Genomic DNA, 12,375 nt, shown 5'->3' with positions numbered 1-12,375 from the left:
TTGATAACACCATGCATACGAGCGTTTCGAAGCATACGTGCTTTGCATATAAAACGCCTAGCCAGCCAGGAAGACCACCATGATTGCGCTGCTGAAACCGACCTCAGTACAGGTCGGCCATTACGACCGTTTCCTCAATGCGCTGGTCGAGGGCGGCTTTCGCGGCGAAATCGCCAGAGATCATGGGTCGCGCACGGTGCTGGCCACCGACAACTCCATCTATCAGCGCTTGCCACAGGCGGCGGTATTTCCGATGGACAGCCATGATGTGGCGATCGTCGCGCGACTGGCCGCGCGGCCCGAGCACCAGCAGGTGGTATTGACCCCGCGTGGCGGCGGCACCGGCACCAACGGGCAGTCGCTGACCGATGGCGTGGTGGTCGATCTGTCTCGGCACATGAACAACATCCTTGAAATCAACGTCGAGGAACGCTGGGTGCGGGTGCAGACCGGCGTGGTCAAGGATCAGCTGAATGCCGCGCTCAAACCGCACGGGCTGTTTTTTGCGCCGGAATTGTCGACGTCCAACCGTGCCACCGTGGGCGGCATGATCAATACCGACGCCAGCGGGCAGGGCAGTTGTACTTACGGCAAGACGCGTGACCATGTCCTGGAGCTGTCGACCGTGTTGCTCGGCGGTTCGTACGTTCACAGCCAGGCGATGGGCCCCGTGCAGCTGGCCAGTGAACAGGCGCGTGTTGATCGGGCCGGTGACGTGTACCGCTGCGCGCAGCAGATTGCCGACAGCCAGGCGCAACTGATCAAGGACATCTTTCCGCCGCTGAATCGCTGCCTGACGGGCTATGACCTGGCGCACCTGCGCGAGGAAGACGGGCGCTTCAACCTCAACAGCGTGCTGTGCGGCTCCGAAGGGTCGCTGGGCTTCATCGTCGAAGCCAGGCTCAATGTGCTGCCGATTCCCAGGCACTCGATTCTGGTCAACGTGCGCTACGCCGGGTTCATGGACGCCTTGCGCGATGCCAAGGCCTTGATGGCGCACAAGCCTTTGTCCATTGAAACCGTGGACTCCAAGGTGCTGATGCTGGCGATGCAGGACATCGTCTGGCATGGCGTGGCGGAGTACTTCCCTCAGGATCCGGCGACGCCGACGCTGGGCATCAACCTGATCGAGTTCAGTGGCGACGAACTGGAGGAAGTAGAGCAGCGCGTGCATGCGTTTGTCGCGCACTTGCAGGCAGACACCTCGGTGGTGCGCCTCGGGCATACGCTGGCAGTCGGCAGCGCGGCGGTGAGCCGGGTCTACACCATGCGCAAGCGCTCGGTGGGCTTGCTGGGTAACGTCCAGGGTGAAGCCCGGCCGCAGCCGTTTGTGGAAGACACCGCCGTGCCACCGGAAAACCTCGCCGACTACATTCAGGAGTTCCGTGCGCTGCTGGACAGCTATGGCCTGCAATACGGCATGTTCGGCCATGTGGACGCGGGCGTGCTGCATGTACGGCCTATTCTGGACATGAAAGACCCGGCGCAGGCGGCGCTGATTCGCCCGATTTCCGACGCGGTTGCCGCGTTGACCAAACGCTACGGCGGTCTGTTGTGGGGTGAACACGGCAAGGGTCTGCGCTCGCAGTATGTGCCTGAGTATTTCGGCGAGTTGTACCCGGCGTTGCAGGCGCTAAAAGCGGCCTGCGACCCATTCAATCAGCTTAATCCCGGCAAGATCGCCACGCCTGCGACAGTGCCCGAGGCGCGTCTGACCTTGGTGGATGAAGTGACGCTACGCGGCGATCTGGACCGCAAGATCGACGAGCGCGTCTGGAAGAGCTACGACAGCGCGCTGCATTGCAACGGCAATGGCGCCTGTTACAACTACGACACCGACGACGCCATGTGCCCGTCGTGGAAAGCCACCCGAGACCGCATTCATTCACCCAAGGGCCGTGCGTCGCTGGTGCGCGAATGGTTGCGCTTGCAGGGCGAGCAGGATGTGAACGTCCTGACGGCCAGCGCCAGGGCGCGCACCGCAAACGTGCTGAAAAGCCTGGCCCAGCGAACCGTCAACAGTGTGGCCAGAGTCGCCGGGCAGAAAGATTTCTCCCACGAAGTCTATGACGCCATGGCCGGTTGCCTGGCCTGTAAATCCTGCGCAGGGCAGTGCCCGGTCAAAGTCAATGTGCCCGAGTTTCGCTCACGCTTTCTGGAGCTGTATCACAGCCGTTACCTGCGCCCGATCAAGGATTACCTGATCGGCTCGCTGGAATTCAGCATTCCGCATCTGGCACGCTTCCCGAAGCTTTACAACGCGATCATGGGCGCAAAACCGGTGCGCTACCTGCTGGAGCACGTTGCCGGAATGGTCGACAGCCCGCTGTTGAGCCTGATGGACTTTCGTGCCGCCTGCGCTCGCTGGAATGTCGGCATCGCCACGCCACAGCGCCTGGCTGCACTGAGCGAACAGCAACGCAAGCGTACGGTGGTGCTGGTTCAGGATGCATTCACCCGTTATTTCGAAACGCCACTGGCGGCAGACTGGCTGGAACTGATCTCGCGCCTTGGCTATCAGGTTTACCTTGCGCCGTTTGCGCCCAATGGCAAGCCATTGCAGGTGCAGGGTTTTCTGGCTGCGTTCGAGAAAGCTGCCAGCTTCAATAGCCAGTCGCTTGGCAGATTGGCGGAGTACGACATTCCACTGATTGGTCTGGACCCGGCCATGACCCTGGTCTATCGCCAGGAATACAGCAAGGCGTTGGGCAGCGAGAACGTGCCAGTTGTCATGCTGCCGCAGGAATGGCTGGCGACTGCGCTTGAAGATCAGTCTGCCGCCGTGACGCAGGACACGTATTACTTCCTGCCGCACTGCACTGAAAAGACCAACGAGCCGGGCAGCGTAGGCCTTTGGCAGAAAACCTTCGCCCGTGCGGGCCTCAAGCTGGAAGTGCTGGCCAGCGGCTGCTGCGGCATGTCCGGCACTTATGGGCACGAGACCCGCAACGCAAAGACCAGCGACACCATTTACCGACAGTCCTGGCAGCCACTGGTGGCGCGCCATGGAGGTGATGGCCGACTGCTCGCCGACGGGTATTCTTGTCGCAGCCAGGTCAAGCGCAAGGATGGCAAGGCGGTGCAGCATCCGTTGCAGGTGCTGCTGGAGCGTGTGAGGGCGCTGTAACCCGGACGCAGAGCGTCCAGAGCTGCATGCCGACGCGGAGCATCGCACGATAGTCGAGATGATCGTTCCGCACGCTCCACGCTGCTGTGCCTGGTCAGGGGCAGCTCATCACACCAGATACTTGTTGAACCACCCCAACGTGCGCTCCCAGGCCAGTTTGGCTGCGGCTTCGTCATAACGCGGGGTGGAGTCGTTGTGAAAGCCGTGGTTGGCGCCCGGATAGATGAAGGTTTCGTAGGTCGTGCCCGCCGCTTTCAAGGCCTTCTCATAGGCTGGCCAGCCTTCGTTGATGCGGGTGTCCAGCTCGCCGTAGTGAATCATTACCGGAGCCTTGATTCTGGCCACGTCTTCGGTGTTGGGTTGACGCCCGTAGAACGAGACAGCTGCGCCCAGTTCCGGATAGGCCACAGCCGCAGCGTTGGCCACGCCGCCGCCATAGCAGAAACCGGTGATCCCGACCTTGCCGGTCGTGGCGTCATGCTTCATCAGCCACTCGACAGCGGCAAAGAAGTCGTTCATGAGCTTTTCCGGATCGACTTTCTGCTGAAGCTCTTTACCCTTTTCGTCATTGCCCGGGTAGCCGCCGACCGAGGACAGGCCATCAGGCGCAAGCGCAATGAACCCGGCTTTCGCCACTCGGCGCGCAACGTCTTCGATGTACGGGTTCAAACCGCGATTTTCATGCACCACGACAACAGCAGGCACTTTGCCGGTGGCTTTTGCCGGACGCACCAGATAGCCGCGTACCTGACCATGGCCCTTTGGGGACGGATAGGTAATGTAGTCGGCAACGATATCCGGGTCGGTGAACTCGATCTGGGTGGCCAGCGCGTAGTTGGGGCTCAGCGCGGCAAGCAGTGCGCTGGCCGTCAGCCCGCCCAGGGTAAACAGTGCGGCACGGTCGAGAAATTCACGCCTGTTGATCTTGCCGTGGGCATAATAGTCATAGAGCTCAAGCAGTTCAGGCGCAAAATCTTTCGCAGTAAGACGTTCCATCAGCATGCTTCCTCTGGGTCAGTCGGGTCGCCCGTGAACCCACGGGCTGATGATCATCGCGTATTAAAGCAGCCTGGTATTGCGTTGATACATATCCAATAATCGCAAAGCAGCTTGTTAAATTGTTAGACAATGTAGCAAGGGGTGTGCTTTTTTGCCGACAGAGTCGATGAATTCACCCCTTGGTTCATGGTCATACCCAGCCCGCACCCTCGAGAAACGTGATGATGACCCTCCCGGCAGAAGACCGATCCCAGCTGTACAAGGACACGGCCGCCCAGTTCTGGAAACACATCACGCCCATCGTTTACGTCGCCCTCGGGATCCACTCCGTGTCGCTGCTGGTGTTTCTCGCCCTGCACGTTGAAATCCTGTGGATTGCCAACATTGTCAGCACCCTGATTTATGTCAACTGTATCTACCTGATCAGAGGAGAGCGTTACCAGCAGGCCGGGCAACTGATGAGCCTGGAAATCATTGCCCATGCGGTATTGGCAACCTGTGTGCTGGGGTGGGAAAGCAATTTCAGTTTTTACATGTTCTGCGTCATCCCTGTCATTGCCTTCACCTTCCAGCTGATAACCGTCAAACGGATTGTTTTCAGCGTGGCCATTCTGGCGGCGCTGGTTGCCTGCTTCGCATTCCGGCGGCACATGGGCCTCAATTCCGGCCTGAGCAGCACGACGCTTGATGTGTTCGGGGTCATCAACCTGTTCACCGCCACCACGCTGTCGATCTACGCGACCGCGCTTTCGGTGCGCTTCACGTCGTCCATCCAGTTGAGTCTGTTTCACCTGGCCAATCGCGACAGCCTGACCAACCTGTTCACGCGCCGCAGGGTACAGGACCGCGTGCGACAGTTGCAGGCACGGCGTCAGGGCCTGGCGGCGTCACTCATTTTGCTCGATATCGACCATTTCAAACTGATCAATGACCAGCATGGGCATGAGACCGGCGATGTGGTTCTTCAGCGTGTGGCAGACATTATTGCTTCAAGCGTGCGCAGCAGTGATATGCCGGCCCGCTGGGGCGGCGAAGAGTTTCTGGTGCTCATGCCCGACATCTCGACGGAAGATGCGCAACGGGTCGCCGACCGGATCTGGACGCGCATTGGCAACGAATCAGGCTGGAGCAGGGAGCACGTCATGAAGGTGACCGCGACGCTTTCGGTGGTCGCGATCAATCGCGATGAAAGTTTCGAGATTGCACTGAGCCGAGCCGATGCATTGCTTTATCTGGGCAAGAAACAGGGCCGCAACCGCTTGATGGTCGGCGTTTAAGCACCGCCCTGAGCTTTGCTCAAAACACCGCCGCAGCTTTCTGGAAGACCAGCCTCAGCCACACTTTACGTACGTATGAGCGACGGGTGCGAGGCCTTCCATGCCGACAGCGTGTAGACTTTTGCGCTTTGAGTCGGGGAGTTCTGCAACGCAGGATTCTTCACGTATCGGTGATGATCAAGGCGTGCTTATGGATTTGCGTCAACTTGAAGCGTTTGCGGCGGTCATGTCGGCAGGCAGTGTCACGGCGGCCGGGAAAATGCTGGGTCGCTCCCAGCCCTCCGTCACCCGGGTTATTCAGGAACTTGAGCAGGAGCTGGGTTTTGCGCTGTTCGAGCGCAGCGGGCCAAAGGTCACGCCGACCCACAAGGCGTTCATGATGTACGGCGAGGTCGAAAGCGCGTTGCTGAGCGTTCGCAACATTCGCCAACGGGCGCAGCACATCGCTCAGGAAGAAAACCATCAGATCAAACTGGTCGCCATTTCGGCGCTGGCGGCCGGGCTGCTGCCTGCGGCACTGTCACGACTGCCGGAGCATCTGCGTCCACAGCAGATCCAGCTCCAGAGCATGTCCCCGGAGAATGTGGTTCAGGCCGTGCTGTCGAAGACCATGGATCTGGGGGCTGTGAGCCTGCCGCTGGAACATCGTGGGCTGGAGATCCACTGGATCGGCGAGGCAGCTTGCGTGGCGGTGTTGCCTGCCGACTCCGAACTGGCCGCGCATGACATTCTGTCTATTGAGCTGCTGCGGCAACAGACCCTGATCACCATGGCCAATCCGTATCGATTTCGCCGACGGATCGACAAGGCGTTTCACGATGTTGTCGGCGAGCCTCCGCACATGCTTGACACCAACACCTCGCTGATCGCCATGCAGATGGCCAGGGCAGGGCTCGGCATCGCACTGGTCGACCCGTTCACCGCCATGGGCGTGCCGGTGCAAGGCGTAGTAGTCAGGCCGATCACCTGCAATATTCCGTTCTTTTTCGGTTTGATATCGGCCTTTGCCAGCCCGTTATCGGACGTGGCAAGGGCGCTGATCGAGGAAATAGCCGTTTCCGCGAAAATTCTGTTGCCAGAGATGATCATGCACGAAGCCGGTGCTCACGATGCGCTGTTGCAGAGCATTTATGCAGAGTGAGAGAGGGATCTAAGCTTGAGCGTTGGTAACGCCTGTCATCGCACAAGACTGAAGATCGGACGCGGAGCGTCCAGAAATGCATGCCAACGCGGAGCATTGGCACGATAGTCAGTCAGTTTGTAGATGACGCTCAGCGCGCGTCACTGGGGCGAGACAGCGAAAGTCCAGATACCTCTCGTTCCGCACGCTCCAGCGTGGGAACGCCTTTCGTGACGCTCTGCGTCACATACCCATGCCGCCACGCGTAGCCAGATAGCACCTAAATTCCATTTGGAAATATCAATATGCTTTTTTGCGCGTTGCTAGAATAAAAAACGGCTTTTACTATTCGGATTAAGCATTCAAGGCCTTTAAGAATTCATTTTAAGTAAATATGGAATGGTTTTTGAATTGATTTGAGTCAACGCCAGGGCTTTGGGCCTGATCATTTTTCCGAGTACCGACCAATGTCCGATGTAAACCCGCCTGCCGGCCTTGCCGCGCTGGAAGCTCGCCTGCAACAGGATCTGGCCTGGCTGGACCTGCCTGCCAAGCCCTGGGTCAAACCGCGGGTCAGTGCCGGGCAGGCCGTGCTCGACGTGGCGATCATTGGTGGCGGCATGGCCGGGCTTGCCCTGGCTGCCGAGCTGCGGCATCTGGGCGTCGCGGCAGTAATCTTCGATCAGTCTCCGGCAGGTTTCGAGGGCCCGTGGGCGACCACCGCACGCATGGAAACCCTGCGCTCGCCAAAACAGTTGACCGGACCGGCACTGGGTTTACCGGCACTGACCTTTCGTGCCTGGTATGAAGCGCAGTTCGGTGCTGATGGCTGGGCCGCACTGGACAAGATTCCACGCCTGCAATGGGCCGAGTACCTGCGCTGGTATCGCAAGGTACTGGCGTTGGATGTACGTAACGAACACCGGGTCAGCCGGGTTGCACCCAGAGCCGATGGTCTGATCGAGCTGGACCTCACCACGCCCGCGCAAACCCGATTCATGCTGGCCCGGCACGTGGTACTCGCGACCGGTCGTGATGGGCTGGGTGGCCCCTGGGTGCCGGATTTCGCCCGGCAATTGCCGGATCATCTGTGGACACACTCGGCAGCCGGTTTGCAGGATGACTGGTTCGCAGGCAAGCGTGTCGCGGTCATCGGTGGCGGCGCGTCGGCCATGGACAGCGCCGCGACGGCGCTGGAAGCCGGTGCGCAGCGAGTCGATCTGCTGATTCGTCGAGCCGAGCTGCCGCGCGTCAACAAAGGCAAGGGCGTCGGTAATCCGGGGATGGTCCACGGCTACTGGCGCTTGCCGGACCTCTGGAAGTGGCGCATTCGTCACTACCTCAACACCCAGCAAGTGCCGCCGCCACGTGGCAGTACCCTCAGGGTATCGAACTCGGGCAGGGCGCGTTTCCTGCTCGACAACGCCGTGCTGGCGGTCGAAGCAAATCCGGCTGGCGGGGTCTCGCTGCACACGTCGAAGGCGCGTATCGAAGCAGATTTTGTGGTCTTCGCCACCGGCTTTCGCACCGACCTTGCACAGCGCCCGGAATTTGCCCCGTTCTCGTCGCATATTCGTGTCTGGCAGGACCGCTTCACGGCGCCGCCTGGCGAAACTGATACTGAGCTGGCGGTCCTGCCTGACCTGGGCAACTGCTTCGAATTTCAGGAGAAAACTCCCGGTGCGTGTCCGGGGCTCAATCACATTCACTGTTTCAGCTACCCGGCAGCACTGAGCTACGGCGCGGTGTCCGGAGACATCCCGGCCATCAGCGAAGGCTCCAAACGGTTGGCGCATGCACTGGTCGGGCTGCTGTTCAACGAAGACATCGCGCTGCATTTCGAGTCCATGCGCGATTATGCCGAGCCGGAATTGTTGGGCGATGAGTGGCTGGTCAGCGAGCCGACTGCCGAAGAGTCACGCACATGATCGGCTGGGCGCTGCGCCGACTTACCCAGTCGTTGCTGGTGATTCTGTTGATGACGCTGGTGGTGTTCGTCGGCCTCAACGCCATCGGCAATCCGATGGACATTCTGGTGGGCGAAGACCTCAATCAGGCCGAACGCTTGCAAGCCATCGTCCACCTGGGGCTGGACAAGCCGTTGTGGCAGCAATACCTGATCTTTCTCAAGGGCGCGTTGCACGGCAATCTGGGCCAGAGTTTCGTGTATCACGAAGACGCCATGCGTCTGATTTTGCAGCGCCTGCCCGCGACCTTCGAACTGGCGTTCAGCGCACTGTTTCTGGCCGTGGTGATCGGCGTGCCGCTGGGCATGTTCGCCGGTTTATATCCCGATCATCCGCTGTCCCGCCTGATGATGGCTGCCAGTATCGTCGGCTTTTCGCTGCCGGCGTTCTGGGTGGCGTTGATGATGATCATGCTGTTCTCGATCAAACTTGGCTGGCTGCCGGCCAGCGGGCGCGGCGAGACCCGTGAATGGCTGGGCGTGCAATGGTCGTGGCTGACGCTGGACGGCTTGCAGCACTTGCTGTTGCCCGCGCTGAACCTGGCACTGTTCAAGATTTCACTGGTGTTGCGCCTGACCCGCGCAGGCGTGCGTGAGGTGTTGCCGCAGGAATTCGTCAAATTCGCCCGTGCCAAAGGCCTGTCGCCCATGCGCGTGATGTGCATGCACGTCATGCGCAACACCATGATTCCGGTAGTGACGGTGCTGGCGATGGAGCTGGGCTCGACCATCGCCTATGCCGTCGTCACTGAAAGCATTTTTGCCTGGCCGGGTGCGGGCAAGCTGATTCTCGACAGCATCAACATGCTTGACCGCCCGGTGGTGGTCGCCTACCTGATGGTGGTCGTGGTGATTTTCGTGGTGCTCAACCTTATCGTCGATGGCTTGTATTACCTGCTGGATCCGCGCGTACGTATCGAGGCATCCCGATGAGCATCACTGAAAAAGCCCTGCCTGCGAACACCCTGTTGCAGGCCCAGTCGCCCTGGCGGCGGGTGGCCGTCGAGTTCATGAGTTCCACCACGGCGGTGGTTGGCCTGCTGCTATTGGTGATCATTGTGCTGGTCGCAGCCTTCGCGCCATGGATTGTGGTGCAGAACCCCTACGACCTGATGCAGCTCAACGTGATGGATGCGCGCATGCCGCCCGGCAGCCTGAACATGGACAGCGGTTACACCTATTGGCTGGGCACTGACGGGCAGGGCCGCGATCTGGTCTCGGCGATTATCTACGGCTTGCGCATCAGCCTGTGGGTCGGCATCGGTTCAGCGTTGATCGCAGCAGTGATCGGCACGCTGTTGGGGTTGGTCTCTGCGTATGTCGGCGGCTGGGTCGATGCGTTGCTGATGCGTCTGGTCGACCTGTTGCTGTCGTTTCCGGTGATTCTGATGGCGCTGATGATTCTGGCCTGGCTGGGCAAGGGCGTCGGCAACGTGATGCTCACCCTGATCCTGCTCGAATGGGCTTATTACGCACGTACCGCCCGTGGTCAGGCGCTCACTGAAAGCCGCCGCGAATATGTCGATGCAGCGCGCGGGCAGGGGGTGGGGCCGCTACGCCTGGTGATCGGCCACATTCTGCCCAACTGCCTGCCGCCGCTGATCGTGATCGGCGCCTTGCAGATCGCCCGCGCCATCACCCTGGAAGCGACCCTGTCGTTTCTCGGCCTTGGCGTGCCGGTGACCGAGCCGTCGCTGGGCCTGCTGATCGCCAACGGCTTTCAATACATGCTCAGCAATGAATACTGGATCAGCCTGTTTCCGGGGCTGGCACTGCTGATCACCATTGTTGCGATCAATCTGGTCGGTGACCGCCTGCGTGATGTCCTGAACCCGAGGTTGCAGCGATGAGCCTGCCTGAAGTGTCATCTGCGCCAGTTTCAGTCGAACAGCCGACCCTCGAGGTGCGCGACCTGTGTACCTCGTTTCATACCCGCGCCGGTGTGTTGCCTGCGGTGCGCAATGTGTCGTTGCGCGTGCAGCCGGGGCGCATTCTAGGGCTGGTGGGCGAGTCGGGGTCGGGCAAATCGGTGACCGGTTTCTCGATTCTCGGTCTGGTGGATGAACCGGGGCGCATCAGTGGCGGCCAGGTACTGTTCAAGGGCCGGGACCTGACAAAGCTCTCCACCGCGCAACTGCGGGAAATCCAGGGCAATCGGGTGGCGATGATTTTTCAGGACCCGATGATGACCCTCAACCCGGTACTGCGCGTCGATACGCAAATGATCGAAGCGGTACGCGCGCATCGTTCGATCAGTAAACGCGATGCCCGCGAGCATGCCAGCCGCACCTTGGCGCTGATGGGCATTGCCAGCCCCGAAGAGCGCTTGCGTGCCTATCCGCATCAGCTCTCCGGCGGCATGCGTCAGCGGGTGGCGATCGCGATTGCGCTGTTGCACTCGCCTGACCTGATCATCGCCGACGAGCCGACCACCGCGCTGGACGTGACCATTCAGGCGCAGATCCTCAGTGAAGTGCAGAAACTGGTGCGCGAGCAGGGCACTTCGCTGATCTGGATCACCCATGACCTGTCCGTGGTGGCCGGGTTGGCTGACGATATGGCGGTGATGTACGCCGGACGTATCGTCGAGCAGGGTTCGGTCGAGCAGGTTCTGGATCGTCCGCAACATCCTTACACACAGGGCCTGATCGACAGCCTGCCGAGCCGCAACAAACGTGGTCAGCGCTTGCGGCAGATTCCCGGCATGGCACCGGATCTGCTGTCGATGCCTGCTGGCTGTGCGTTTGCCGCGCGCTGCCCCAGAGCAGCAGAAATATGCGCGCAGGACCCTGAACCACGCGAAATTCTGCCGGGCCATACGGTTCGCTGCTTTTATCCAGGAGCTGCTGCCGATGTCCAGTGATCAGATCCCCCTCATCGAACTGCAACAGGTCAGCAAGACTTTTGGCAAAACCGTGAACGAGCGCTCGTTTGAAGGGCTGCTGCAACGCCTGCACCTGACACGCCCCAAGCCGGTGACGCATGCCGTAGATCGTGTCGATCTGCGTATTGTGCGCGGCGAAGTGGTCGGGCTGGTGGGCGAGTCGGGTTGCGGCAAATCGACCCTTGGACGCATGGTTGCCGGACTGTTGCCGGTGTCTTCCGGCAGCGCGCTGGTGGACGGCAAGCCGCTCGACAGCCTGACCGCGAAGGAGCGCAAGTCGCTGCGTCTCAAGGTGCAGATGATTTTTCAGGACCCGTCGTCGAGCCTCAATCCGCGCTTGCGGGTCGACCGTATCGTCGGCGAGGGCGCACTGCTGCATGGCCTGACCGACCGCAAAGGTGCCGACGACTATGTCAGCGCGCAACTGCAGCGTGCCGGACTCAGCCCACAACTGCGTCAGCGTTATCCGCATCAGTTCAGCGGCGGTCAGCGTCAGCGGATCGGCATCGCCCGTGCGCTGGCGGTGCAGCCGGAACTGCTGGTGTGCGATGAATCGGTGGCCGCGCTGGACGTCTCGATTCAGGCACAGATCCTTAATCTGTTCATGGACCTGCGCGATGAGCTGGGCCTGACGTATCTGTTCATCAGCCACGATCTGGGTGTGGTCGAGCACCTTTGTGACCGCGTGGTGGTGATGTACCTGGGCCGCGTGGTCGAGACAGCCTCGGTCGATAACCTGTTTGCGCGGGCCAATCACCCGTACACCCAGGCGCTGCTGGCGCAGATCCCGCGCTTCGATATTCGCAGTACCCGTTATGACGCGATCAAAGGGGAAATCCCCAGCCCGCTGAACCCGCCTGCCGGGTGTCATTTCCACCCTCGCTGCCCGCACGCCATGCCGCGCTGCCGCGAGGAAGTTCCAGCGCTGAGGGAGGTTTCGCCGAACCACCAGAGCGCGTGTCATTTAAATGATCAAGGCTAATGACCAACACTGAACGAGCC

The 12,375-nt window shown here is 60.5% G+C and carries 9 protein-coding genes; 8 read left to right on the top strand and 1 reads right to left on the bottom strand.

What is annotated here, in order from left to right; all coding sequences use genetic code 11:
• Window positions 1-79 precede the first annotated feature (79 nt).
• A complete protein-coding gene (gene ydiJ, locus N018_RS14280) occupies window positions 80-3,127 on the top strand; it encodes a D-2-hydroxyglutarate dehydrogenase YdiJ (RefSeq protein ID WP_025390025.1) in 3,048 nt (1,015 codons plus the stop codon).
• Between the two features lie 108 nt (window positions 3,128-3,235).
• On the opposite strand, the gene yghX is transcribed toward ydiJ, so the two are convergent.
• Window positions 3,236-4,123 (bottom strand): YghX family hydrolase, encoded by an 888-nt coding sequence (gene yghX / locus N018_RS14275; protein WP_024647022.1) that lies wholly within the window; start codon window positions 4,121-4,123, stop codon window positions 3,236-3,238.
• A gap of 224 nt (window positions 4,124-4,347) precedes the next feature.
• On the opposite strand from yghX, the gene N018_RS14270 reads away from it, so the two are divergent.
• The 7 genes from N018_RS14270 to N018_RS14240 all read left to right on the top strand — a co-directional run bounded on the left by N018_RS14270 (window position 4,348) and on the right by N018_RS14240 (window position 12,355).
• On the top strand, window positions 4,348-5,403 hold the full coding sequence (locus N018_RS14270; protein ID WP_032633015.1) for a GGDEF domain-containing protein: 1,056 nt from the start codon (window positions 4,348-4,350) through the stop codon (window positions 5,401-5,403).
• A gap of 190 nt (window positions 5,404-5,593) precedes the next feature.
• On the top strand, window positions 5,594-6,544 hold the full coding sequence (locus tag N018_RS14265) for a LysR family transcriptional regulator (RefSeq protein ID WP_025390024.1): 951 nt from the start codon (window positions 5,594-5,596) through the stop codon (window positions 6,542-6,544).
• 446 nt (window positions 6,545-6,990) lie between these two features.
• Complete coding sequence (locus tag N018_RS14260; RefSeq protein WP_024647492.1) at window positions 6,991-8,451, top strand: NAD(P)-binding domain-containing protein; 1,461 nt, start codon at window positions 6,991-6,993, stop codon at window positions 8,449-8,451.
• The gene (locus N018_RS14255) at window positions 8,448-9,422 is read left to right on the top strand and encodes an ABC transporter permease (RefSeq protein ID WP_025390023.1); all 975 of its coding nucleotides are present in this window, start codon (window positions 8,448-8,450) and stop codon (window positions 9,420-9,422) included. Before N018_RS14260 ends, N018_RS14255 begins: the two co-directional genes overlap by 4 nt.
• Window positions 9,419-10,339, top strand: coding sequence for an ABC transporter permease (locus tag N018_RS14250; RefSeq protein ID WP_025390022.1), 921 nt, complete (start codon window positions 9,419-9,421; stop codon window positions 10,337-10,339). The genes N018_RS14255 and N018_RS14250 overlap by 4 nt, the downstream gene beginning before the upstream one ends.
• Window positions 10,336-11,352: an ABC transporter ATP-binding protein gene (locus tag N018_RS14245; RefSeq protein WP_025390021.1), complete on the top strand. Its 1,017-nt coding sequence runs from the start codon at window positions 10,336-10,338 to the stop codon at window positions 11,350-11,352. The genes N018_RS14250 and N018_RS14245 overlap by 4 nt, the downstream gene beginning before the upstream one ends.
• Window positions 11,342-12,355, top strand: coding sequence for an ABC transporter ATP-binding protein (locus N018_RS14240; RefSeq protein WP_025390020.1), 1,014 nt, complete (start codon window positions 11,342-11,344; stop codon window positions 12,353-12,355). The genes N018_RS14245 and N018_RS14240 overlap by 11 nt, the downstream gene beginning before the upstream one ends.
• The last annotated feature ends 20 nt before the right edge of the window (window positions 12,356-12,375 follow it).

It is taken from the genome of Pseudomonas syringae CC1557 (assembly GCF_000452705.1).
GTDB classification, from domain to species: Bacteria; Pseudomonadota; Gammaproteobacteria; order Pseudomonadales; family Pseudomonadaceae; genus Aquipseudomonas; species Aquipseudomonas syringae_F.
The sequence above is the reverse complement of the archived record's forward strand: the minus strand, read 5'-3'. Positions and strand labels throughout refer to the sequence as shown.

Coding starts and splice junctions, on each gene's coding strand:
- ydiJ (WP_025390025.1), top strand. CDS start 80: ATGATTGCGCTGCTGAAACCGACCTCAGTACAGGTCGGCCATTACGAC.
- yghX (WP_024647022.1), bottom strand. CDS start 4,123: ATGGAACGTCTTACTGCGAAAGATTTTGCGCCTGAACTGCTTGAGCTC.
- N018_RS14270 (WP_032633015.1), top strand. CDS start 4,348: ATGATGACCCTCCCGGCAGAAGACCGATCCCAGCTGTACAAGGACACG.
- N018_RS14265 (WP_025390024.1), top strand. CDS start 5,594: ATGGATTTGCGTCAACTTGAAGCGTTTGCGGCGGTCATGTCGGCAGGC.
- N018_RS14260 (WP_024647492.1), top strand. CDS start 6,991: ATGTCCGATGTAAACCCGCCTGCCGGCCTTGCCGCGCTGGAAGCTCGC.
- N018_RS14255 (WP_025390023.1), top strand. CDS start 8,448: ATGATCGGCTGGGCGCTGCGCCGACTTACCCAGTCGTTGCTGGTGATT.
- N018_RS14250 (WP_025390022.1), top strand. CDS start 9,419: ATGAGCATCACTGAAAAAGCCCTGCCTGCGAACACCCTGTTGCAGGCC.
- N018_RS14245 (WP_025390021.1), top strand. CDS start 10,336: ATGAGCCTGCCTGAAGTGTCATCTGCGCCAGTTTCAGTCGAACAGCCG.
- N018_RS14240 (WP_025390020.1), top strand. CDS start 11,342: ATGTCCAGTGATCAGATCCCCCTCATCGAACTGCAACAGGTCAGCAAG.